At 40.3% G+C, this 22,805-nt stretch carries 24 protein-coding genes and 2 other annotated features (1 of these 26 only partly in view); of the genes, 20 read left to right on the forward strand and 4 right to left on the reverse strand.

Translation table 11 applies throughout. The features are described from left to right. Positions 1–35 (forward strand) — a sequence feature (ribosomal protein L20 leader region) (it extends 98 nt beyond the left edge of the window). Between the two features lie 131 nt (positions 36–166). The 4 genes from infC (at position 167) to M5A78_RS16550 (ending at position 1,615) form a co-directional block, all read left to right on the forward strand. Continuing rightward, positions 167–670, forward strand: a complete 504-nt coding sequence (gene infC / locus M5A78_RS16535; protein WP_141561135.1) for a translation initiation factor IF-3 — start codon at positions 167–169, stop codon at positions 668–670. A gap of 19 nt (positions 671–689) precedes the next feature. Continuing rightward, positions 690–890 (forward strand): 50S ribosomal protein L35, encoded by a 201-nt coding sequence (rpmI, locus tag M5A78_RS16540; protein ID WP_248736384.1) that lies wholly within the window; start codon positions 690–692, stop codon positions 888–890. Between the two features lie 36 nt (positions 891–926). Next, a complete protein-coding gene (rplT, locus tag M5A78_RS16545; RefSeq protein ID WP_007087364.1) occupies positions 927–1,286 on the forward strand; it encodes a 50S ribosomal protein L20 in 360 nt (119 codons plus the stop codon). 65 nt (positions 1,287–1,351) lie between these two features. Next, positions 1,352–1,615: a DUF1294 domain-containing protein gene (locus M5A78_RS16550; RefSeq protein WP_406603716.1), complete on the forward strand. Its 264-nt coding sequence runs from the start codon at positions 1,352–1,354 to the stop codon at positions 1,613–1,615. On the opposite strand, the gene M5A78_RS16555 is transcribed toward M5A78_RS16550, so the two are convergent. Then, positions 1,604–1,981, reverse strand: a complete 378-nt coding sequence (locus M5A78_RS16555; protein ID WP_248736385.1) for a sigma-w pathway protein ysdB — start codon at positions 1,979–1,981, stop codon at positions 1,604–1,606. The genes M5A78_RS16550 and M5A78_RS16555 overlap by 12 nt on opposite strands. A 106-nt stretch (positions 1,982–2,087) precedes the next feature. Between M5A78_RS16555 and M5A78_RS16560 the strand changes: the two genes are divergently transcribed. Continuing rightward, a complete protein-coding gene (locus M5A78_RS16560; protein WP_248736386.1) occupies positions 2,088–2,579 on the forward strand; it encodes a dUTP diphosphatase in 492 nt (163 codons plus the stop codon). Between the two features lie 70 nt (positions 2,580–2,649). After that, positions 2,650–3,735: a M42 family metallopeptidase gene (locus M5A78_RS16565; RefSeq protein ID WP_248736387.1), complete on the forward strand. Its 1,086-nt coding sequence runs from the start codon at positions 2,650–2,652 to the stop codon at positions 3,733–3,735. Positions 3,736–4,196: 461 nt separating this feature from the next. Here M5A78_RS16565 and sspI read toward each other — a convergent pair whose 3' ends face one another. Next, positions 4,197–4,403 carry a small acid-soluble spore protein SspI gene (gene sspI, locus M5A78_RS16570; protein WP_248736388.1) on the reverse strand — a complete coding sequence of 69 codons (207 nt, stop codon included), beginning with the start codon at positions 4,401–4,403 and terminating at the stop codon, positions 4,197–4,199. Between the two features lie 121 nt (positions 4,404–4,524). Between sspI and M5A78_RS16575 the strand changes: the two genes are divergently transcribed. The 3 genes from M5A78_RS16575 to pheT all read left to right on the forward strand — a co-directional run bounded on the left by M5A78_RS16575 (position 4,525) and on the right by pheT (position 9,513). Then, positions 4,525–5,274 carry a TrmH family RNA methyltransferase gene (locus M5A78_RS16575; RefSeq protein WP_248736389.1) on the forward strand — a complete coding sequence of 250 codons (750 nt, stop codon included), beginning with the start codon at positions 4,525–4,527 and terminating at the stop codon, positions 5,272–5,274. A 189-nt stretch (positions 5,275–5,463) separates the two neighbouring features. Further along, positions 5,464–5,705: a binding site (T-box leader), on the forward strand. A gap of 271 nt (positions 5,706–5,976) precedes the next feature. Then, positions 5,977–7,014 (forward strand): phenylalanine--tRNA ligase subunit alpha, encoded by a 1,038-nt coding sequence (pheS, locus tag M5A78_RS16580; RefSeq protein WP_248736390.1) that lies wholly within the window; start codon positions 5,977–5,979, stop codon positions 7,012–7,014. 84 nt (positions 7,015–7,098) lie between these two features. Further along, the gene (gene pheT, locus M5A78_RS16585) at positions 7,099–9,513 is read left to right on the forward strand and encodes a phenylalanine--tRNA ligase subunit beta (RefSeq protein WP_248736391.1); all 2,415 of its coding nucleotides are present in this window, start codon (positions 7,099–7,101) and stop codon (positions 9,511–9,513) included. A 353-nt stretch (positions 9,514–9,866) separates the two neighbouring features. Here pheT and M5A78_RS16590 read toward each other — a convergent pair whose 3' ends face one another. Together M5A78_RS16590 and rnhC are read right to left on the reverse strand one after the other, a co-directional pair. After that, entirely contained in the window at positions 9,867–10,151 is a 285-nt protein-coding gene (locus M5A78_RS16590) for a 4a-hydroxytetrahydrobiopterin dehydratase (RefSeq protein WP_248736407.1), read from the reverse strand. 33 nt (positions 10,152–10,184) lie between these two features. Then, on the reverse strand, positions 10,185–11,129 hold the full coding sequence (gene rnhC / locus M5A78_RS16595) for a ribonuclease HIII (protein ID WP_248736392.1): 945 nt from the start codon (positions 11,127–11,129) through the stop codon (positions 10,185–10,187). 118 nt (positions 11,130–11,247) lie between these two features. Here rnhC and zapA point away from each other — a divergent pair, with 118 nt between their 5' ends. From zapA to trxA, 11 genes are all read left to right on the forward strand, one after another. Further along, complete coding sequence (zapA, locus tag M5A78_RS16600) at positions 11,248–11,508, forward strand: cell division protein ZapA (RefSeq protein ID WP_248736393.1); 261 nt, start codon at positions 11,248–11,250, stop codon at positions 11,506–11,508. 6 nt (positions 11,509–11,514) lie between these two features. Next, complete coding sequence (locus M5A78_RS16605; RefSeq protein WP_248736394.1) at positions 11,515–12,036, forward strand: CvpA family protein; 522 nt, start codon at positions 11,515–11,517, stop codon at positions 12,034–12,036. 107 nt (positions 12,037–12,143) lie between these two features. Next, positions 12,144–13,862 carry a DNA polymerase/3'-5' exonuclease PolX gene (gene polX / locus M5A78_RS16610; protein ID WP_248736395.1) on the forward strand — a complete coding sequence of 573 codons (1,719 nt, stop codon included), beginning with the start codon at positions 12,144–12,146 and terminating at the stop codon, positions 13,860–13,862. A gap of 14 nt (positions 13,863–13,876) precedes the next feature. After that, positions 13,877–16,234, forward strand: a complete 2,358-nt coding sequence (locus M5A78_RS16615; RefSeq protein ID WP_248736396.1) for an endonuclease MutS2 — start codon at positions 13,877–13,879, stop codon at positions 16,232–16,234. A gap of 20 nt (positions 16,235–16,254) precedes the next feature. Beyond that, positions 16,255–16,662: a DUF350 domain-containing protein gene (locus M5A78_RS16620; protein ID WP_248736397.1), complete on the forward strand. Its 408-nt coding sequence runs from the start codon at positions 16,255–16,257 to the stop codon at positions 16,660–16,662. A gap of 263 nt (positions 16,663–16,925) precedes the next feature. Then, positions 16,926–18,629: an AMP-binding protein gene (locus M5A78_RS16625; protein ID WP_248736398.1), complete on the forward strand. Its 1,704-nt coding sequence runs from the start codon at positions 16,926–16,928 to the stop codon at positions 18,627–18,629. Positions 18,630–18,830: 201 nt separating this feature from the next. Next, entirely contained in the window at positions 18,831–19,415 is a 585-nt protein-coding gene (locus M5A78_RS16630; protein WP_248736399.1) for a TetR/AcrR family transcriptional regulator, read from the forward strand. Between the two features lie 32 nt (positions 19,416–19,447). Continuing rightward, entirely contained in the window at positions 19,448–20,221 is a 774-nt protein-coding gene (locus tag M5A78_RS16635) for an enoyl-CoA hydratase (RefSeq protein ID WP_248736400.1), read from the forward strand. A 118-nt stretch (positions 20,222–20,339) separates the two neighbouring features. After that, on the forward strand, positions 20,340–21,113 hold the full coding sequence (locus M5A78_RS16640) for an electron transfer flavoprotein subunit beta/FixA family protein (RefSeq protein WP_248736401.1): 774 nt from the start codon (positions 20,340–20,342) through the stop codon (positions 21,111–21,113). A gap of 41 nt (positions 21,114–21,154) precedes the next feature. After that, the gene (locus M5A78_RS16645; RefSeq protein WP_248736402.1) at positions 21,155–22,132 is read left to right on the forward strand and encodes an electron transfer flavoprotein subunit alpha/FixB family protein; all 978 of its coding nucleotides are present in this window, start codon (positions 21,155–21,157) and stop codon (positions 22,130–22,132) included. A gap of 208 nt (positions 22,133–22,340) precedes the next feature. Further along, positions 22,341–22,655, forward strand: a complete 315-nt coding sequence (gene trxA, locus M5A78_RS16650) for a thioredoxin (RefSeq protein ID WP_248736403.1) — start codon at positions 22,341–22,343, stop codon at positions 22,653–22,655. The last annotated feature ends 150 nt before the right edge of the window (positions 22,656–22,805 follow it).

The following is a 22,805-nucleotide window of genomic DNA, read 5'->3' on the forward strand; positions in this document are numbered from 1 at the left end:
AGTGTGGGTGTATACACCTACACTTTTTTGTTTGCATCCTTAAGAAATGCAATAATAAAAAGTTTTTACTACCTGTCGATTCAACTTGGTGTCAGATTAGATGTTTCTTGACCCGGACGTTGTATTCGTGATAAAACTTTGGAGGTGGCTAATTATTAGCAAAGACATGTTGTTAAATGAGGGCATTCGCGCTCGTGAAGTTCGCTTAATTGATCAAAACGGCGAACAATTGGGGATTAAAACCAAATTTGAAGCGTTGGAGATTGCCGGACGAGTGAATCTTGATTTGGTACTTGTTGCACCAAATGCAAAGCCTCCGGTAGCCCGGATTATGGACTATGGCAAATTCAAATTCGAGAATCAAAAGAAAGAAAAAGAAGCTCGTAAGAATCAAAAGATTATTACTACTAAAGAAGTTCGTCTAAGCCCAACGATTGATGAACATGACTTTAATACAAAGCTTCGTAATGCCATTAAGTTTTTGGAAAAAGGCGACAAGGTAAAAGCGTCAATCCGTTTCAAAGGCCGGGCGATTACCCATAAAGAAATCGGTCAACGTGTGTTAGACCGTTTTTCCGAAGCGTGCAAGGAAGTTGCAACGATCGAATCACATCCTAAAATGGATGGACGAAGCATGTTCCTAGTTTTAGCACCTAAAAACGATAAGTAATATAGGGAGGACTATTACAATGCCAAAAATGAAAACTCACCGCGGCGCTGCAAAGCGTTTCAAGAAAACTGGTTCTGGTCAACTTAAGCGTGACCATGCTTATACAAGCCACTTATTCGCTAACAAATCAACAAAAGCTAAGCGTAAGCTTCGCAAAGCAGGTCTTGTTTCAAAAGGCGATTTCAAACGCATTCGTCAATTATTAACTTACGTAAAATAATCTCGGACAGATCGATTTATATAGGAGGGAAATTACATGCCACGTGTAAAAGGCGGTACAGTTACGCGCAAGCGTCGTAAAAAAGTTCTTAAATTAGCAAAAGGTTATTACGGTTCAAAACATACATTATATAAAGTTGCTAACCAACAGGTTATGAAATCTTTAATGTATGCATTCCGCGACCGTCGCCAGAAAAAACGCGACTTCCGCAAACTTTGGATTACTCGTATCAATGCAGCAGCTCGTATGAACGGTCTTTCTTACAGCCGTTTAATGCACGGCTTAAAGCTTGCTGGTATCGAAGTAAACCGCAAGATGCTTGCTGAATTAGCAGTAAGTGATGCAAACGCATTTGCTGAATTAGCAAACGTTGCAAAACAACAAAACAATAAGTAATTTTCGATAAGATAAGGCCATTCTCTTTGATGAGAATGGCTTTTTCTATAAAGGGGATATAGAGAATGACTATTTTGATTGTGGCCTTTTTTATCATGAATATTGTTGGGCTTTGGGTTATGGGAGAGGATAAAAACCGGGCGAAAAACCACAAGTATAGAATTCGTGAACGGACATTGTGGCTTGTGGCCTTATTTGGAGGAGCTGTTGGGACGACGGCAGGGATGCAGCTTTTCCGTCATAAAACAAAGCATGTATCGTTTAAAATTGGTTTTCCTGTCCTTGCCATTCTAGAACTTATTCTTCTATTTAAATGGCTATTGCTGTAAAAATTCCTTCACAGGGCTTTTCCAATTGATTTCAGCATTTGGATAGTGCTCAAGTATTTTATTATCGATATAAAAAAAGTCATCCTTTACCATCCCTTTGAGAGTGGCTGAATCTTCGGGCCAAATAAGGATGGAGACAACGTCAAAGGTGTTATCTTTACTACCCATATATTTTTCACCAGCAAATACCGAACCTTTATAGGTGAGCATAAAATTCTTTCTGACATCATCATTATCAATCAGTAAAAAACGTTTTTGTTTACGAGCAGTTTCAAGTTTTCTGTTCGATGTAAAAAGGAATTTTACCGCCAAATATAATAAGAAAAAAATGATAAACAACAATACGAAGCGCAGCAACCAAATCATGGCTAAGCCTCCTACACTTATTTTCCTTTTAATACGAATCAAAATAAAAAAAGTTTCAATTATTTTTCACTTTGTTATAATTTTTCCATAAGGAGTGGTGATAATCATGCAACTTGAAAAACTGTTTCAAATGCAAAAGGCATTGGATGCCTATATCGAAGAAATGCATGGACTGCAAGACGAAGATTTATTTAACAGAAAGATTCTTGCCTTGCTCGTGGAAATTGGCGAATTAGCGAATGAAACTCGCTGTTTTAAATTTTGGAGTGTGAAGCCATCATCCGCTAAAGAGGTGATTCTCGAGGAGTTTGTGGATGGTGTCCATTTTATTTTATCACTCGGGATTGAGTGTGGCTTTGATGGGCAGCAGATAGAATTGAATGTGCATACGTCGTCCTTGGATGTAACAGGTCAATTTCTTCGTATTTATGAACTGATTAGTATTTTTCAAAAAGCGAAAAATCTTATGAGTTATAAAGAATTGTTTGAAGCATATTTGCAGTTAGCGGATCAGTTAGGATTTTCCCAGCTAGAAATGGAACAGGCATATTTTCAAAAAAACGAAGTAAATTATCAGAGACAACAGAATAACTATTAGCAGAAAATTTGTGAATTTGCAGACTTTTTCGGTATAATAAAAAACGTACCTACATAAAGGGGGCTAATTAATGGCAAAATTAGATGAAACTTTGATCATGTTAAAAGACTTAACCGATGCCAAAGGAATTCCCGGCAACGAGCGTGAAGTGCGCGAAGTGATGAAGAAGTACATAGAGCCATTTGCTGATGAAATCACAACCGATGGACTGGGCAGTTTGATTGCTAAAAAAGTAGGCAAAGAGGGTGGGCCAAGAATTATGGTGGCCGGTCACTTAGATGAGGTCGGTTTCATGATCACCCAGATTGATGATAAAGGCTTCCTGCGTTTCCAACCGGTTGGCGGCTGGTGGGGGCAGGTTATGCTTGCACAGCGTGTGACCATTGTTACGAAAAAGGGAGATGTAACAGGTATTATCGGTTCTAAGCCTCCGCATATTTTATCGGCTGAAGCCCGTAAGAAGCCTGTTGAAATTAAGGATATGTTCATCGATATCGGCGCTTCAAGCCGTGATGAAGTCAAGGAATGGGGCATCCGTCCTGGAGATATGGTGGTGCCTTACTTCGAGTTCACCGTCATGAACAATGAGAAAATGCTTTTAGCAAAAGCCTGGGATAACCGTATTGGTTGTGCGATTGCCATTGATGTTTTGAAACAATTAAAGGGAGTTGAGCATCCTAACGTTGTTTATGGAGTAGGCAATGTTCAAGAAGAGGTTGGCCTACGCGGTGCAAAGACGGCTGCAGCCAAAATTAATCCGGATATCGGTTTTGCTGTCGATGTTGGTATTGCCGGGGATACTCCTGGGATATCAGAAAAAGAAGCAATGAGTAAAATGGGCAAGGGACCACAAGTTGTCATCTATGATGCCTCCCTTATTGCCCATAAAGGTTTGCGCGATTTAGTTACCGATACAGCCGATGAACTGAACATCCCTTATCAATTCGAATCCATTCCTGGCGGCGGTACCGATGCTGGGTCGATCCATTTGACGCATAATGGGGTTCCAGCACTTGCGATAACGATTGCGACCCGTTATATACATTCACATGCTGCCATGCTCCATCGTGACGATTTCGAAAATGCTGTAAATTTAATTGTCGAAGTTATTAAACGTTTAGACCGTGAGACAGTTGATAGAATTACGTTTGAATAAAAGTTTTCAATCCTCGGTAAAGCTACCGAGGTTTTTTTAAAAAAACTATCATGAGCCTCAATTCCCAACCCCTACCATGGAAATTAATTTAGAGAACAAGTCGTAGTCACCTAATAAAGGCGGTGAGAGCAGAGCTAGATTTCAATCTTTCGTCTAGTGAAATGGGTATTTCACTTTAACTGGTTAAAGTGATTCATTTTTGCGGCGCTCCGCCCCTTTTCCACAGAAAACGTAATTGGCGTTACACGCCACCATCTAGCATGGAAATACAATTTGTTCTAAAAACCAAGCTAACTTAATAAAGGCGGTGTGAGCAGAGCAGAACTTCACCTAATTCGAAGTGAAAAATGTATTTATTTCACTCGAATTGGATAAACTAATTCGCTTTTGCGGCGCTCCGCCCCTTTTCCATACAAAAAGAAATGCCGCCATTTATTAGGCGGCAGCAACTACAAAGAATTTTACTTTAACCCACTTTCAAGAGTTGAAAGCATCTCTTTTTTCTCTTCTTCTGATGAATTTTGCCAAATGATTTCGAATAAGACTCCAAGTCCAGGGAGCATTTTTTCTTCCCCGTTTTGAATCGCATCAACAATAGTATCTTCTAATTGTTCTTGTGAATTACCAGAAACATTGTGAATAATCGCGTTTCGTAAATTTAAGTTCATGATTACACACTCCTTTTTATCCTGTATTTCTTTATTATGATTTCTATTTTGGGTTTTATTATGTATATTAGTTGGGCTATAATGAGAAAATCATGAGCAATTTTTTAAAGGAGAACCAATTTTGAAACATATTGAATCTGTCAATAATCCAAAGGTAAAACAATGGAAAAAGCTTTTAACGAAAAAAGAGCGAGATAAGTCGGGAACGTTTTTAGTCGAAGGCTTTCATTTAGTTGAAGAGGCGATCAAACAAGGAGAGCAAATTTTAGAAATTATCGTTTCTGAAAAAGTTGGATTACCCCCGCGCTGGGATGCAGGGGCAATACCCGTCACACTTGTTACTGAAGAGATTTCAAACTCGTTAACGGATACAGAAGCACCACAAGGAATTTATGCCGTTTGCCGTCAAGCAAATTCGGAAGTTCAGGATGCAAAAACCTTTTTGTTTATCGATGCAGTCCAGGATCCTGGAAATCTTGGAACGATGATTCGAACTGCTGATGCTGCAGGGATTGATGCTGTTATCATCGGCCGCGGCAGTGTTGATATTTTTAACTCAAAGGTGTTGAGGTCGGCACAGGGAAGTCATTTTCACCTTCCTATCATCAGGGGCAACCTGCATGAATGGATAGACAAACTGCAAGAAAAAAATATTCCCGTTTATGGAACAGCACTTGAAGGAGCTTCGGCATACACTGATATTCCCACTGCTGAATCTTTTGCCTTAATTGTGGGGAACGAGGGAAATGGCGTGAGCAAAGATATTCTTGCAAGTACAAATGCCAATCTTTTTATTCCAATATTCGGCAAAAGCGAGTCCTTAAATGTAGCCGTAGCAACTGGTATTCTTCTTTATTATCTAAAAAAATAGGAAAAAACTAGTTTGACCTCAGTAGGAAAATTATTATATAATAATGAACAATATTGAACTAGAAAGCGGAAACGCCTTGCACAGGTGCGACAAGCATAAGACGAGCCTTCTTGACGGATTGGAACCTCGATCCCCTAGGCGCTGGTGCTAGACAGTTATCAAAGTTCAATGAAGAATTTTAATATGAGATCAAAAACGATGACGGAGAAAAGTATTTTGTCATAGACCATTTAGGGAGAAAGTGCCGCGACTGTAAGCACTTTTATGGAATTGGCAGAAGAAGTTCACCTCCAGAGTTGGCATCGGGACCATTTTTGAAAAAAAATGTAAAGATGCGCCGGCATAAGCCGTTATCCGAATGAAGCGAACACAATGTTTTACATATCGTGTTTACAAGGGTGGTACCGCGAACTATAAACCTCGTCCCTTTCCAGGGATGGGGTTTTTTTGTTTGTCTGGTGCCTGACACCACTGTTCAGCGGAATATCTTTCAAGTTTGGCGGAATCCCCTGCGAACTTGGCGGAATAAGTCCCAAGTATGGCGGAATCCATCTCGAACTTGGGGGAATAAGTCCCAAGTTTGGCAGAATCCATCTCGAACTTGGCGGAATTAATCTTAAAGTTTGCGGAAATATCGAGAAATCCGTGGAATCATGAATTCGCACCCGTCCACCCCGAGATAAAAATTAAGGAGGAATAGACATGCAAGAACGATTAAAAGAATTGCAGGAAGAGGCTATTCAAAAAATTGAACAGTCTGCAAGCTTAAAAGAATTGAATGATATCCGAGTTGCCTATTTAGGGAAAAAAGGCCCGATCACCGAAGTGCTCCGTGGAATGGGCAAGCTCTCTGCTGAAGAGCGCCCAGTCATGGGTGCACTCGTCAATGAAGTTCGTGAAGCAATTGCTGTTAAAATTGAAGCAAAACAAAAGGCTTTAGAAGAGGCAGCAGTCCTTGAAAAATTAGCTTCTGAAAGCATTGATGTTACCCTTCCAGGAAGCCCAGTTAAGGTCGGTAACCACCATCCGCTCACAAGAATCATTGAAGAAATTGAAGATTTATTTATCGGGATGGGTTATCAGGTGGCTGAAGGTCCAGAGGTCGAGCAAGATTATTACAATTTTGAAGCTCTAAATTTACCGAAAGGGCATCCGGCCCGCGACATGCAGGATTCATTCTATATCACGGAAGAAATCCTTCTTCGTACACATACCTCGCCAGTTCAGGCACGAACAATGGAGAAGCATCAAGGAAAAGGTCCTATCAAAATTATTTGTCCTGGTAAAGTGTACCGTCGCGATAATGATGATGCGACACACTCACACCAATTTATGCAAATTGAAGGCCTTGTGGTCGGTGAGAATATCCGCATGAGTGATCTTAAAGGAACGTTGGAAGTTTTTGCGAAAAAAATGTTTGGTGATGACCGCGAAATCCGCTTAAGACCAAGCTTTTTCCCATTCACTGAGCCATCTGTTGAAATGGACATTTCTTGTAAAATCTGCGGCGGTCATGGCTGCAGTGTTTGTAAGAAAACAGGCTGGATTGAAATTCTTGGAGCTGGTATGGTTCATCCAAACGTCCTTGAAATGGCTGGATATGATTCTAAAAAATACACTGGATTTGCCTTCGGAATGGGACCAGAGCGGATCGCAATGTTGAAATATGGTGTTGATGATATCAGACATTTCTATACAAATGATGTGCGATTCTTGAAACAATTTTCTAAACACGAGTAGAACTAAATGCTGAAGCGCATCGGTCAGAGGCTTAGACCAAAGAGCCCCTAAGCGTTGAAGCTAGAAAATAAGGAGGATAACGAGATGTTCGTATCATATAAATGGCTCCAAGATTATATTGATTTAACAGGAGTAACGGCGACTGAACTAGCTGAAAAAATTACGAAGAGCGGTATTGAAGTTGAAGGAGTAGAAATTCTGAACGACGGAATTAAAGGTGTTGTGGTTGGTCATGTTCTAGAACGTGAACAGCATCCAAATGCCGATAAATTAAGCAAGTGCCTTGTTGATGTTGGAGAAGAACAACCGGTGCAAATTATTTGTGGTGCACCAAATGTGGCTAAAGGCCAAAAGGTTGCAGTAGCCACTGTCGGTGCTGTTTTACCAGGCAATTTTAAAATTAAACGGGCGAAGCTTCGCGGCGAAGAATCAAACGGAATGATTTGTTCCCTTACTGAGCTTGGTATGGAAGGAAAAGTGGTTCCGAAAGAATATTCCGAGGGGATCTTTGTTTTTCCAGCGGAAGCAGAGGTTGGCGTTGATGCCCTTGCGTTATTAAACAGAGACGATGAAGTCTTAGAGCTAAGCTTGACACCTAACCGTGCGGATTGCTTAAGTATGCTTGGGGTTGCTTATGAAGTGGCAGCAATTCTTGGAAGAGAGGTTAAACTTCCAGAAACTGACCTTCAATCCTCAACTGAGAAGGCAGCAGATTACGTGAAAATAGTCGTAGATGCAAAAGAAGATAACCCTTTATATGTAGCAAAAATCATTAAAAATGTAGAAATTGCTCCATCACCACTATGGATGCAAACACGTTTAATGTCGGCGGGAATTCGTCCGCATAATAACGTCGTTGATATAACGAACTATATTTTATTAGAATATGGTCAGCCGCTACATGCATTTGATTATGACCGTTTAGGATCAAAAGAAATTCTTGTTCGCCGCGCGAATGATGGTGAAAAATTTGTAACGCTTGATGATACAGAACGGACATTAACTTCCGAGCATCTCGTCATCACAAATGGAACAGTGCCAGTTGCCCTTGCCGGTGTGATGGGCGGAGCGAATTCAGAGGTAACACCTGATACGACAACTGTTTTATTAGAATCAGCTTATTTTATCGGGGGGACTGTTAGAAAAGCTTCAAAAGATCATGGTTTGAGAAGTGAAGCCAGCGCTCGGTTTGAAAAAGGTGTGGATCCTAATCGTGTTCGTGTAGCAGGCGAACGCGCTGCCTACCTGATGGCGAAATATGCTAATGGTGAAGTTTTAGAAGGTGCTGCTGAAGCGGATACACTTTCTGTTGAGCCAGCAGTTGTTTCGATAACTTTAGAAAAAATCAATCGTGTTCTAGGTACAGACCTTGGAATGAAAGATGTTAAAGAAATCTTTGATCGTCTGCAATTCACAGTAATCGTAGAGCAGGGAACCATCACAGTCACGGCACCAACACGCCGTGGTGATATCAAAATTGAAGAAGATTTACTAGAAGAGGTAGCTCGTCTTTACGGTTATGACAATATTCCAAAGACGTTACCGATTGGCTCTTCAACACCTGGTAGGTTGTCAGAGTACCAGAAGAAACGCCGTTTTGTCCGTCAATATCTTGAGGGTGTAGGCCTATATCAGGCTGTAACATATTCCTTGACCAGTGAGGAAAAAGCTACACAATTTGCACTTGAAAAGCGTGAAACGATTCGTTTAGCGATGCCGATGAGTGAAGAGCGTAGCATCCTTCGTTTAAGCATTATGCCACAGCTTTTAGAAGTTTTAAAATACAATAGTGCTCGTCAAAACGATAGCTTAGGCGTGTATGAAACAGGTGCCGTTTTCTTAGCAAATGGAGAAGACTTACTACCAGTTGAAAAAGAGCATTTAGCAGGTGCCATTACTGGCCTGTGGCACAGTCATTCTTGGCAGGGCGAGAAAAAGGCAGTTGACTTCTTCGTTGTTAAAGGAATTTTAGAAGGAATGTTTGCGAAGCTTGGTTTAGCAGAAGGTGTTCAATATGTTCAAGCCAAGGTAGAAGGCATGCACCCTGGCCGTACCGCAGAAATTATCTTAAACGGTGAGAAAATCGGCTTCGTTGGCCAAGTACACCCGAGCGTCCAAAAAGAGCTTGATTTGAAGGATACTTATGTATTTGAACTATCTTTAAAAGCAGTCCTTGAAGCAGATGCACCGGTGTTACAATACGAAGCCATCCCACGCTTCCCATCGATCACAAGAGACATTGCCCTTGTGGTAAACAAAGAAACGGTGTCAGGCACCCTAAAGGAAATCATTTTATCTTCAGGTGCACCGCTTCTTAAGGAGGTTCAGGTGTTTGACTTGTATGAAGGTGACAGGATGGAGGAGGGCAAGAAATCCATTGCATTCTCGTTAAAATATGTTGATCCTGAACGAACATTAACAGATGAAGAAGTTACTAAAGTTCATGATCGTGTGCTTGAAGCCTTAAAAGAACAGGCAGGCGCGGTGTTAAGAGGTTAATTAATATAGGCTGACTCGAAAGGTATTTTTATTTCGGGTTGGCTTTTTCTTTTTATTTGGCTAAGTCTTGGGTTAAAAAATCGATTCGCTGATAAATTGTCTTAAATCGCTGATAAAACACTTCAAGTCGCTGATAAATCTCTCAAAGTCGCTGATAAAATTAAATAATGACATTTTTGACGGGTAAATGTCCCCTTTTTTGTGTAAATAATGCCTTTAGTAAGAATAAGAATCTGTTATTAAAGATGGATCATCTTCTTTTGAAGATTTTTCATGAATAAGTCTCGAAAATACAGCAAAAAAGGTTGCCCCACCAGCTAAATATCGGGGCAACCTCTTCCATTTTGTTCTGATTAAATCTTTTCATAAATTGCATCATAGTTTTTTGCCAATGCCACATCCAAATCCGTCAATCCCCCTGCATTCCACGAGGTAATCCTAAGCGTCACTAGTTTATAGTCAATTGCGATGAATGGGTGATGATTTTTTTCTTCGGAAAGCTCAGCAACCGCATTCACGAACGCTACCCCTTTTAAGAACTCCCGAAAACGATACTTTTTCACAATGAATTTACCGTCTAATTTCCAGCCAGTTAATTCAACAACAGCTTCATTTATTTCTGCTTCACTAAGTCTCATCGCCATTATTACCCCTCCGACCCTATAAATTTTTTATATCCGCTTTTTATTGACAATCGCCAGCGCCTTATCCGTATTGGCGAAGTGGAGCTTAACAAAAGAGGGCAGGATGTCGCGCCCTTTTTTCATAATTAACTTTGCTGCAGCTATATCCACATGTGCACCTGCTCCCTTAGGAATCGTAAAACCAGCAGCATCACTAAGCTTATCGATATATTGGATAAAGGCGTAGCGGGCGAGAATGCTCGCAGCCGCAACTGCCAGATGTATGCCTTCTGCCTTCGTGCTAAAATAGACATTTTCTTTGGCAATCGCTTTCTGTCCTTTTAGATGTTGATAGTAGGTACTTGATTGCACAAATTGATCGATGAGAATCGCTTCTGGTTTCTCAGGTGAAATTTTGTCCAACACATTTAATATTGCTTGATTATGAAGAATGGCCTTCATTTTTCCTTGTGACATGCCTGATTTTTGAACCTGATTATATTTTTCGTTTTTAAGGGTCATCAGGCTAAATGGAACAACATCTTTGATGACTTTTGCAATGGCAATGATTTTTTCGTCATTTAAATCCTTCGAATCTCGGACGCCTAATTCTTTTAACAAAGGGATGTGTTCTTTCTTTACGTAAGCAGCTACGACGGTAATCGGGCCAAAAAAGTCCCCGGTCCCGACTTCATCTGAACCGATGGCTGACATCCCTCCAATGCCAACAGGGAGATCGCTTTTCACCGCTGATTTCGTTTTGGATGAAACAGGCTTTTTGGAGGGCGCGCTGCCACTCCATTTACCAGCCTCTTTTTCACAATCATTCCCCTGGAATAAAACTTTTCCTGATTTATAAGCCGTGATCATACAGGCCGGAGTTTTCGCAACAAACACACTTCCGGGAGGATTTTTATCCAATAAATGTTTCTCGTAATACTCCTGCATTTTCATGATTTCACTTATTCCTTGATTAATTACAAGATTACCCAATCTTAAAACACCACATTTCCACTAAGTATATACGACTCTCTTAAATAGGTTTGACTTTTCCACTTCCATACGTTCGTGTTATGATATGGAGTAGGATTCTTTGAAGGGAGCATTTACTTTGTCAAAAACAGAAAAAAATAGAACCACCGTTGATATTTACGGACAGCAATACGTCATAATGGGGACGGAAAGCCCGAGTCATATTCGGCTTGTGGCATCGTTAGTTGACGATAAAATGCGCGAAATCAATTCTAAGAATCCAGCTCTTGACGTAAGTAAACTTGCTGTTTTAACAGCGGTAAATGCAGTCAATGATTATATTAAAATAAAAGATCAATTAGAACGACTGCAAGCAGAACTACAAAAAGAAAAGGACTAAAAAAATATGATGGATTTAGTAATTATCTTCCTTTTAATCATTGGATTCTTTGTAGGCCTTAAAAGAGGCTTTATCCTGCAACTTGTTCATTTAACAGGTTTTATTATTGCATATATTGTCGCTTATTTATACTACGATCAGTTGTCGCCAAAGTTAACTCTATGGATTCCCTACCCAAACCTGGGAGAAGGAACAGTGTTAAAAATCCTAACAGACTCTACTGACGTAGAAACGGCCTTCTATTCGGCGATTGCCTTTGTGATTATCTTTTTTGCAGTTAAAGTGGTCCTCCAAATTATTGGTTCCATGCTCGACTTTATTGCCCATTTACCGGTCCTAAGGCAGTTAAATGTTTGGGCTGGAGGCCTCTTAGGTTTCTTTGAGGTTTATTTACTTATTTTTATTTTATTATATATCGCTGCCTTAATTCCAATAGAACTTATCCAGTCTCTTTTGGATCATTCCGTTTTGGCAAAGGCGATTGTGAATCACACTCCAATCCTTTCACAGCAAATCAAAAGTCTGTGAATTGAATAGAACAACTGCTTGAACTTCTCTTTGGCAGAGAAGTTTTTCTTTTCTTCCTTAAAATAAGTTAAAATGAAGATGCTATACTCAAGGGGTAGGTGGATTTTATGGAAGTCAATAAAAAAGAATTAATACGTTTACTAGAAACGATTGCGATTTATATGGAATTAAAGGGTGAGAACCCTTTCAAGGTATCAGCTTTCCGCAAGGCAGCCAATGCTCTTGAAACAGATGAACGGATCTTTTCAGACATTGAGGACTACACCACTATTTCGGGGATTGGAAAAGGCACTGCCGCAGTGATTGATGAATACTTAAAGGAAGGTTCTTCGTCAGTGCTAAAAGAACTTAAGGAAGAAGTCCCGGCCGGCTTGGTTCCGTTACTACAGCTGCCGGGGCTAGGTGGAAAGAAAATCGCCAAGCTTTATAAGGAGTTAGGAATCGTCGATGTTACCAGTTTAAAAGAAGCTTGTGAAGCAGGTCATGTACAAGTGCTTGCTGGTTTTGGCAAAAAAACGGAAGAAAAAATCCTTAGTGCCATCGCAAGCATCGGTTCAAGGCCTGAACGGCTGCCAATTGCCTATATGCTGCCGATAGCAGAACAGATTGAAGAAAGGCTTGCCAGAATACCGGAGATCCTTCGTTTTTCGCGGGCTGGTAGCCTTCGAAGAATGCGAGAGACGGTCAAAGACCTTGATTTTATTATTGCGACCTCCAACTATGAAATTGTTCGTGAGCAACTGCTCCAATTGCCTGATATTAAAGAAGTGATTGGTGCAGGCGATACGAAGGTTTCTTTAGTACTTGCGTATGATTATGATGTTTCCATCGATTTTCGCTTGGTCAAACCAGAGGAATTTATTACGACCTTACATCATTTTACTGGTTCAAAGGAACATAATGTTCGCATGAGACAGCTTGCCAAAGAACGCGGCGAAAAAATAAGTGAGTACGGCGTGGAAAACGTAGAGACAGGTGAAATCCGCACCTTCACCTCAGAAGAGGACTTTTTCAAGCATTTCAACCTTCCCTTTATTCCTCCTGAAATAAGAGAGGACGGGAAAGAAGTAGAGACCTTCACAGTCAATGAGGAATTAATCGAGCTTGAAGATATTAAGGGTGATCTTCATATGCATACAACCTGGAGTGACGGGGCTCATTCGATTGAAGAAATGGCAGAAGCATGCCGGTCGCGTGGTTATCAATACATGGCCATCACCGACCATTCGCAGTACCTTAAGGTAGCTAATGGACTTACTCGTGAACGGCTATTGAAGCAAGGAGAAGAAATCAAAAAGTTAAATAAAAAATATAATGATTTTCTCATCCTTCGTGGCGTTGAAATGGATATTTTACCGGATGGCACGTTAGACTTTGAGGATGATTTATTGTCTGAAATGGATTTTGTTATCGCCTCTATCCATTCTGCTTTTTCCCAACTAAGAGAAAAAATTATGGAGCGGCTAAAGACAGCTTTAACCAATGCCCATGTCGATTTAATTGCTCATCCAACTGGCAGAAAAATCGGCCGCCGGGAAGGATACGATGTCGATATTGATTTACTGATAGAATTAGCAAAAGAAACGAATACCGCTTTAGAATTAAATGCCAATCCAAACCGCCTTGATCTAGCGGCAGAGTATTTACGAAAAGCCCAGGAGGCGGGTGTGAAAGTTCTCATCAATACGGATGCCCATAAGTTGGATACATTAAAGCATATGGAAATTGGTGTCTCCACAGCTAAAAAGGGCTGGATCAAAAAATCATCGGTGTTAAACGCACTTGATAAAAATGACTTACTAGAATTTTTACATAATCGAAACTAAAGGGGGGTAACTCCATGCAAGAAAAGACTTTAAAGGTATTAGAATTTACAAAAGTGAGGGAGCAGCTTTTAGAACATGCTGCATCATCACTTGGAAAAGATAAAATCAATCACTTGGTGCCATCCACTGTTTTTGAAGATGTGGTCCGGCTTCAAGCAGAAACAGATGAGGCTGCCACTGCTTTTCGGATAAAAGGAAATGTTCCCTTGTCAGGGATACATGATATCCGGGCCCATATAAAACGGTCTGTTATTGGTGGTATCCTCAGCACACACGAGCTTATCCAAATTTCAAGCACCATTTATGCAAGCAGGCAGATGAAACGATTTATTGAGGATATTGCAGCGGAAAGAACAGAACTGCCGATTTTATCAGAACAAGTTGCACGTATCATTCCACTCACAAACCTAGAGCAAGCAATTAAACAGGCCATCGATGAAAGCGGCGAGATTTTAGATAGTGCGAGTGACCTGTTGCGTTCATTAAGACAACAGCTCAGGTCGAATGAATCACGGATTCGCGAAAAATTAGAGAGTATGATTCGTTCATCGAATGCCAGTAAAATGCTTTCCGATGCGATTGTCACAATTCGAAATGATCGTTTTGTTATTCCCGTTAAACAAGAGTACCGCGGTCATTACGGCGGGATTATCCATGACCAAAGCGCATCGGGACAAACATTATTTATTGAACCGCAAGTGATTGTCCAATTAAACAATCAATTACAGGATATTCGTGTGAAAGAACAGCTTGAAATGGAAAGAATTCTAACAGAGCTTTCCGCCTTTGCTGCTGAGCATGAGAGCGAGTTGCATGTAATCGTAGACATATTAGCGAATTTAGACTTTATTTTTGCTAAAGCAAGATATGGGAAAAAAATCAAAGCAACGATGCCAACGATGAATAATGAAGGCAGAATTGCGTTATACAAAGCAAGACATCCGTTAATTCCAACCGATGAAGTAGTGGCCAACGATATTTTGCTGGGGAAAGAGTTTACAACCATTGTTATTACTGGGCCGAACACAGGCGGGAAAACGGTCACCTTAAAAACACTTGGTTTATGTTCATTAATGGCTCAGGCAGGATTGCATGTACCCGCGCAGGATGGTTCAGAGCTTGCCGTTTTTGACTCAGTTTATGCCGATATTGGCGATGAACAGTCGATAGAACAAAGCTTAAGTACGTTTTCGTCCCATATGGTCAATATCGTCGAAATCTTAAAACATGTCGATTTTAATAGCCTTGTTCTGTTTGACGAGCTTGGAGCAGGAACTGACCCACAAGAAGGGGCAGCTCTGGCTATCTCGATTTTAGATGAAGTTCACAAGCGGGGCGCAAGAGTTATTGCGACAACTCACTATCCGGAATTGAAGGCGTATGGTTATAACCGTGAGGGTGTGCTGAATGCGAGTGTTGAGTTTAATGTCGAGACATTGAGTCCAACCTATAAGTTGCTCCTTGGAGTGCCTGGCCGGAGTAATGCTTTTGAAATTTCGAAACGATTAGGGTTAAATGATCTGGTCATTCAAGCAGCCCGGTCTCATGTGAGCGAGGATACAAACCAAATCGATAAAATGATTGCTTCGTTGGAAGAAAGCAAGCGACAGGCAGAAATCGAGCAGCAGGAAGCCCGCGATTACTTAAAACAGGCGGAAAAGCTTCATCAAGACCTGCAAAAACAAATATTGGAGTTTTATGAGAATAAAGACTCGATGATGGAAAAAGCAGCCGAAAAAGCAGAGGAAATTGTCGAAGAAGCGAAAAATGAAGCAGAAATGGTTATCCGTGATCTTCGAAAAATGAGAACCGAAAAGCATGCGGAAATCAAGGAGCATGAATTAATTGATGCTAAAAGACGCCTAGAAAAAGCAGCTCCGGAAATTCAAAAATCAGCGAAGCTAGCGAATAAGAAAAACAAGAAACATACGTACATGCCTGGAGATGAAGTAAAGGTCTTTACGTTTGATCAAAAAGGGATACTTGTCGAAAGAAAATCTGCCAATGAATGGCAGGTTCAAATTGGAATTTTAAAAATGAAAGTGAAAGAAAAAGACATGGAATATATGAGCACGCCGAAACAAGTGGAGACCAAGCCGATGGCGATTGTAAAAGGGCGGGACTTACTTGTTAAACTGGAACTAGACCTGCGCGGTGAAAGGTATGAGGATGCTCTGTTAAAAGTAGAAAAATATATAGATGATGCCTTGCTTTCCAGTTACCCTCGTGTCTCGATTATTCACGGGAAAGGTACTGGCGCATTAAGGCAGGGAGTTCAGGAATATTTAAGAAACCATCGTTCCGTTAAAAAAATTCGCTTTGGAGAAGCCGGAGAGGGTGGATCAGGCGTTACCATCGTAGAATTTAAATAATGCCCGGGGGAGTTTTGTTCATGGACCATTTTTGGGAGAATGAGTATATTCAAATTGCTGCTTATTATAGTGTCGTTATTTTATGTATGATTGTCTTTTTAGCCGTATTTGAAGTAGTAACCAAATATAAAAATTGGGATGAGATTAAAAAGGGAAACCTAGCAGTAGCGATGGCTACCGGAGGAAAAATATTTGGTGTTGCCAATATCTTTCGTCATACGATTGCGCTGCATGATTCTTTACTGACAATGATTGGCTGGGGGATATATGGATTTGTGCTGTTATTAATCGGCTATTTTATTTTTGAATTTTTAACACCAAAGTTCAAGATTGACGAGGAAATTCAAAATGATAATCGGGCTGTTGGCTTGATTTCGTTGGTCATTTCCGTAGGGTTATCTTATGTGATTGGTGCAGGAATTTCTTAAGGGGAGATAAACTGTGGAGAAATTAGCTAAAGTTCTTATTGGCTTGTGCGGCTTGTTTTTGCTAATCGGTATCATTTATATGGTATTTTTTGCATAAGGGGAAATCATCGCTGAATGGTATCAGCGGTGATTTTTTTTTAGAACTTATTATTGCTATATTAGTGTACTTAGTTTCCATTGTTTATTGTGAAATACTGTACTATAATAGAAGTGATTGTTGGAAAATTTTAAATAATTTAATAAAAAAAGGGAGGTTTGTTAAGTTGGAGTCTAAACCATGGTTGGATATTTACCCAAAAGAAATTCCTGCCACACTTGAATACTCCTCAGAACCAGTACAACAATACTTAGAAGATGCAGCCAAGAGGTTTCCAGAAAAAATTGCTATTCATTTTATGGGTAAAGAACATACCTATAAAAAACTTTATGAAGATGCCTTAAACTTTGCTAGTTATTTGCAGGAAACCTTGGGCATTGAAAAAGATGACCGGATCGCCATCATGCTTCCAAATACTCCTCAGGCGGTTATTAGTTATTTTGGTATATTAATGGCGGGCGGAATTGTGGTCCAAACCAATCCGTTATATACGGAACGTGAACTGGAGTACCAAATGAAGGACTCCGGAGCCAAAGCCATTATCACCTTAGATATCCTCTATCCACGTGTTTCGAAAGTTATTCCACAGACTGAGTTACAGCATATAATTGTAACCGCTATCAAAGACTACTTGCCATTTCCAAAAAATCTCGTTTATCCTTTCATTCAGAAAAAACAATATGGAATTGTCGTGAAAGTAAAGCATGAGGGAAACACCCATTTGCTTACAGAAATAGTAAAGGGAAGTCCGAAAAAATTGATCAAGTACAGTATCAATCCTGAGGAAGACATTGCCTTACTTCAATATACAGGCGGTACGACAGGATCTCCGAAAGGTGTAATGCTAACCCATAAAAATTTACTTTCCAACACAACAATGAGTGAAGCGTGGTTATACAAAGCAAAGCCTGGAGAAGAATCGATGCTCGGAATCGTTCCTTTTTTTCATGTTTATGGGATGACGGTATGCATGATTTTATCTATTAAGATGGCGTGTAAAATGATTTTATTGCCTAAATTCGATGCTTTGACAACATTAAAGACGATTCAAAAACAACGTCCGACCCTTTTTCCGGGTGCACCGACCATCTATATTGGCTTATTAAATCACCCTGACATGAAAAAATACGACCTTTCTTCGATTCATTCGTGTATTAGTGGTTCGGCCCCACTTCCAATTGAAGTTCAGCAGAAGTTTGAGGAAGTGACCGGAGGAAAGCTTGTCGAAGGCTATGGTTTATCAGAAGCATCACCTGTCACCCATTCCAACTTCTTGTGGGACGTGGAAAGAGTAAAGGGAAGCATCGGTGTTCCATACCCTGATACAGATGCTATGATTCTATCTATGGATAATGGTGAACCAATGCCGGTTGGGGAAATTGGCGAAATTGTTGTAAAAGGACCGCAGATTATGAAAGGCTACTGGAATCGGCCAGAGGAAACGAAGGAAGTCCTCCATGACGGCTGGCTGTATACAGGAGACCTTGGCTACATGGATGAGCAGGGATATTTCTATGTCGTCGACCGCAAAAAGGATATGATTATTGCTGGTGGATACAATATTTATCCTCGGGAAATAGAGGAAGTATTGTATGAACATCCGGATGTGCTAGAGGCAGTCGCTGCCGGAATACCTGATCCATACCGCGGTGAAACCGTGAAGGCCTATATTGTCTTAAAAGAGGGCTCAGCTGTTACCTCAGATGAAATGAATGAATATGCAAGAAAGTATCTCGCAGCCTATAAAGCACCGAGACTATATGAATTTAGATCGGAATTACCGAAAACAGCTGTTGGGAAAATATTAAGAAGAATGCTAATAGAAGAAGAAAAACAAAAAATAGAGGAAGAAAGCATCAAGCACGCCTGACAATTAATTTAGTCAATCATTCATTTTTTTTTTGTGGAATCAGGCTTGTCTAATTGAAAAATTTGAAATATTATGAAGAGGGTGTTCCAGAATTTCTTGACAGAAATAAATTTAAAAACTATTATTAAAATATGAATGATTATTCATTCATATTTTTCTTTTTTTACTATTAAAATTCTAATCTTCAAAGGGGGGATATCGTTGAAAAAAACGAAGCCAAAATATATGCAAATTATTGATGCTGCCGTGATTGTTATCGCTGAAAATGGCTACCATCAGGCACAGGTATCAAAAATTGCGAAACAGGCGGGAGTGGCTGACGGCACCATTTACCTGTATTTTAAAAACAAAGAAGACATTCTTATCTCCCTCTTTGAAGAAAAAATGGGAAGTTTTATTGAAGAAATAGATCAAATGATTGCAGGAAAAGGGACGGCGACAGAGAAGTTATTAATGATGATTGAAGCTCATTTCAACCTGCTTTCTGCAGACCATCACCTTGCCATTGTCACCCAATTAGAATTGCGCCAATCGAATAAGGATTTACGCCTCCGTATTAACGATGTACTAAAGGGCTATTTAAAGGTGATTGATAAGATTATAATAGAAGGCAAAGAATCTGATGAGTTTTCAAGTGACCTTGATGTACGTCTTGCCCGGCAAATGATATTCGGTACGATTGATGAAACAGCAACATCCTGGGTGATGAATGAGGAAAAATATGAAATCACTAAGCTGGCATCTCCGGTCCATCGTCTCTTGATTAATGGATTTAGAAGTCGCTAACACATGGAAAATTAGGTAGAGGGGGAGTTTAATTGGAATATTTAAAATGGTCTAGTGAGAGCAATATCGCGACAATCACGATTCAGCGACCTCCGGCAAATGCCCTTTCATCAGGTCTTTTAAGGGAATTGTCGGAAGTACTTGATGAAATTGAACCGAACCATGAAATTAGGGTCATTGTCATACATGGTGAAGGACGCTTTTTCTCTGCAGGAGCAGACATTAAAGAATTTACCACCATTACTTCTTCCGAAGGCTTTGCAAATCTTGGAAAGTTTGGACAAGATTTGTTTGACCGGATGGAGAAATTTCCAAAGCCAATTATTGCAGCCATTCATGGGGCGGCCCTTGGCGGTGGTCTTGAACTCGCAATGGCTTGTCACATCCGTTATGTTAGCGAAACAGCTAAACTTGGCCTGCCAGAGCTGCAGCTGGGATTAATCCCTGGATTTGCTGGCACCCAGCGTCTGCCGAAATATGTCGGGGTTGCCAGAGCAGCGGAAATGCTATTCACTTCTGAACCAATCACAGGATTAGAGGCAGTTCAATACGGTCTAGCCAATCACGCCTTCCCGGAAAATGAAGTACTGGATCAGGCTTATAAACTGGCGAAGAAAGTGGCCAAGAAAAGTCCTGGCTCGATTAGTGCTGCTATTCAACTATTAAATTATGCCAAAACAGAAGAATTTTATGAAGGGACGAAAAAGGAAGCGGAGTTGTTTGGTGAAGTATTCGTCTCTGCTGATGCTAAAGAAGGCATCCAAGCTTTTATTGAAAAGAGAGAACCACATTTTAAAGGGGAATAAACTTACCTTGCTGGGGTCCTCCCTGCCAAGGTAGTTTTAACTAATATTTTTTTCAAAAAAATTTTTTCAATCTTTCGAACTGAACAAATGTTTGAATATCTAGGAGGGAACCTTGACCATGAATATTTTTGTATTAATGAAAAGAACCTTTGATACCGAAGAAAAGATTGCGTTGAACGGCGGAAAAATTAATGAGGATGGTGCCGAATTTATCATCAACCCTTACGATGAATATGCAATTGAAGAAGCCATCCAAGTCCGAGATGCCAATGGTGGAGAAGTAACTGTTATTTCTGTCGGTGGCGAAGAAACCGAAAAGCAATTGCGTACAGCTCTTGCAATGGGTGCCGATAAAGCTGTCCTTATTAATACGGAAGACGATGTGGAAAATGGCGACCAATTTACAACTGCAAAACTACTTGCTGAATACTTAAAGGATAAAGACGCTGATTTAATCTTAGGCGGCAATGTTGCGATTGATGGTGGATCTGGTCAAGTTGGTCCGCGTGTTGCCGAACTGCTTAACATTCCTTACGTTACTACGATTACCAAGCTTGAAATCGATGGCAGTAATGTAACAGTTACTCGTGATGTTGAAGGGGATTCAGAAGTCATCGAAACAAGCCTTCCGCTTTTAGTCACAGCACAACAAGGTCTTAATGAACCGCGCTACCCTTCATTACCTGGAATCATGAAAGCGAAGAAGAAGCCGTTTGCTGAATTAGAATTAGATGATCTTGACCTTGAAGAAGACGATGTGGAAGCAAAAACTAAAACAATTGAAATTTATTTGCCGCCTAAAAAAGAAGCTGGAAAGGTTTTAGCTGGCGATTTAAATGATCAGGTTAAAGAACTTGTACACTTACTTCATACGGAAGCAAAAGTAATTTAATCGAATTCACATAAAAATTGTTTTTTCAGGAGGTATATAGAATGTCAAGAAAAGTATTGGTATTAGGAGAAGTTCGTGACGGATCGTTACGTAATGTATCATTTGAAGCAATCGCTGCAGCGAAAACAATTGCAGAAGGCGGAGAAGTAATTGGAGTAATAGCGGGTGAAACTGTAAGCGCTTTAGGAGCAGAATTAGTACAATATGGAGCAGACCGAGTTGTCGTTGTTGAAGATGAAAAATTAAAACAATATACATCAGATGGTTATGCCCAAGCATTATTGGCAGTAATTAATCAAGAAAAACCAGAAGGACTCGTATTAGGACATACCGCGCTTGGGAAAGATTTAGCTCCACGAATTGCTGGTAAACTTTCGTCAGGTCTCATTTCTGATGTCATTGCCGTTGAAGCTGGTGGAGGAAATATTGTGTTTACCAGACCGATTTATTCCGGTAAAGCCTTTGAAAAGAAGATTGTTACCGACGGGCTTATTTTTGCCACAGTACGTCCAAATAATATTGCAACATTGGCGAAGGATGAAAGCAGAAGTGGTGAGGTTTCCTCCCTTTCAGTTGAAATTATCAACCTTCGTGCCATCATTAAAGAGGTAGTAAGAAAAACAAGTGAAGGCGTAGATTTAAGTGAAGCAAAAGTGGTTATATCTGGCGGTCGTGGTGTAAAGAGCGCAGAAGGTTTTGAACCATTGAAAGAATTGGCGCAAGTTTTAGGCGGAGCAGTAGGAGCTTCCCGCGGTGCCTGTGATGCAGATTATTGCGATTATTCATTACAAATTGGCCAAACTGGAAAGGTTGTTACACCCGACCTTTACATTGCCTGCGGAATTTCCGGAGCCATTCAGCACTTAGCTGGAATGTCCAACTCGAAAGTAATCGTAGCCATTAATAAAGATCCGGAAGCAAATATTTTCAAAGTAGCAGATTACGGAATCGTCGGCGACTTGTTTGAAGTGGTTCCATTATTAACCGAAGAGTTTAAAAAGCTGAAAGTACATTCATAATAAGAGCGACAGATGGATTGGATCCGCTCCGTAAGAGATACAAGAAAATAAAAAAGCGAGCGGAAGGTTCCGCTCGCTTTATTAATCATTAAGAATACTTAGGAGAGAAATAGGGGAAAATGACGGGAGAGCAATTTATTAGCGTGATTTTTTAATCAATGTTATACTTTCGGTAGTATTTTAGTATTTATTAGGAGGGCATTTTAAAATGGCTATTTCACACGTAACAGATCAAAACTTTGCTGCTGAAACAGGTTCAGGCCTTGTTCTTGTAGATTTCTGGGCTCCTTGGTGCGGACCTTGTAAAATGATTGCTCCAGTTCTTGAAGAGCTTGATTCAGAAATGGGCGATAAAGTAAAAATTACCAAGCTTGATGTGGATGACAACCCACAAACAGCTGCTAATTTTGGTGTTATGAGCATTCCAACCTTATTGGTTATGAAAGATGGCGAAATTGTTGATAAAGTAGTCGGCTTCCAACCAAAAGAAGCTTTAGCAGGTGTTTTAGAAAAACACGTATAATCTTCGGACAAAAAAACCTTAGCTGGAATTGAACTGCCCCGTAAATGTTAGACACCAATCTGACGTTTACGGGGGTTTTTTTATGGCCAAATTTACAGCAGAAGATAGAATACAGATTGTTTTACGGTATGTAAATGGGAACGAAGCTAT

This window comes from Neobacillus rhizosphaerae, assembly GCF_937468385.1.
GTDB classification, from domain to species: Bacteria; Bacillota; Bacilli; order Bacillales; family Cytobacillaceae; genus Neobacillus; species Neobacillus rhizosphaerae.

Bases quoted from the DNA above. Each gene is read 5' to 3' on its own strand.
- infC (WP_141561135.1), top strand. From the start codon at position 167: ATGTTGTTAAATGAGGGCATTCGCGCTCGTGAAGTTCGCTTAATTGAT.
- rpmI (WP_248736384.1), top strand. From the start codon at position 690: ATGCCAAAAATGAAAACTCACCGCGGCGCTGCAAAGCGTTTCAAGAAA.
- rplT (WP_007087364.1), top strand. From the start codon at position 927: ATGCCACGTGTAAAAGGCGGTACAGTTACGCGCAAGCGTCGTAAAAAA.
- M5A78_RS16550 (WP_406603716.1), top strand. From the start codon at position 1,352: ATGACTATTTTGATTGTGGCCTTTTTTATCATGAATATTGTTGGGCTT.
- M5A78_RS16555 (WP_248736385.1), bottom strand. From the start codon at position 1,981: ATGATTTGGTTGCTGCGCTTCGTATTGTTGTTTATCATTTTTTTCTTA.
- M5A78_RS16560 (WP_248736386.1), top strand. From the start codon at position 2,088: ATGCAACTTGAAAAACTGTTTCAAATGCAAAAGGCATTGGATGCCTAT.
- M5A78_RS16565 (WP_248736387.1), top strand. From the start codon at position 2,650: ATGGCAAAATTAGATGAAACTTTGATCATGTTAAAAGACTTAACCGAT.
- sspI (WP_248736388.1), bottom strand. From the start codon at position 4,403: ATGAACTTAAATTTACGAAACGCGATTATTCACAATGTTTCTGGTAAT.
- pheS (WP_248736390.1), top strand. From the start codon at position 5,977: ATGCAAGAACGATTAAAAGAATTGCAGGAAGAGGCTATTCAAAAAATT.
- pheT (WP_248736391.1), top strand. From the start codon at position 7,099: ATGTTCGTATCATATAAATGGCTCCAAGATTATATTGATTTAACAGGA.
- M5A78_RS16590 (WP_248736407.1), bottom strand. From the start codon at position 10,151: ATGAGACTTAGTGAAGCAGAAATAAATGAAGCTGTTGTTGAATTAACT.
- M5A78_RS16605 (WP_248736394.1), top strand. From the start codon at position 11,515: ATGATGGATTTAGTAATTATCTTCCTTTTAATCATTGGATTCTTTGTA.
- polX (WP_248736395.1), top strand. From the start codon at position 12,144: ATGGAAGTCAATAAAAAAGAATTAATACGTTTACTAGAAACGATTGCG.
- M5A78_RS16615 (WP_248736396.1), top strand. From the start codon at position 13,877: ATGCAAGAAAAGACTTTAAAGGTATTAGAATTTACAAAAGTGAGGGAG.
- M5A78_RS16620 (WP_248736397.1), top strand. From the start codon at position 16,255: ATGGACCATTTTTGGGAGAATGAGTATATTCAAATTGCTGCTTATTAT.
- M5A78_RS16640 (WP_248736401.1), top strand. From the start codon at position 20,340: ATGAATATTTTTGTATTAATGAAAAGAACCTTTGATACCGAAGAAAAG.
- M5A78_RS16645 (WP_248736402.1), top strand. From the start codon at position 21,155: ATGTCAAGAAAAGTATTGGTATTAGGAGAAGTTCGTGACGGATCGTTA.
- trxA (WP_248736403.1), top strand. From the start codon at position 22,341: ATGGCTATTTCACACGTAACAGATCAAAACTTTGCTGCTGAAACAGGT.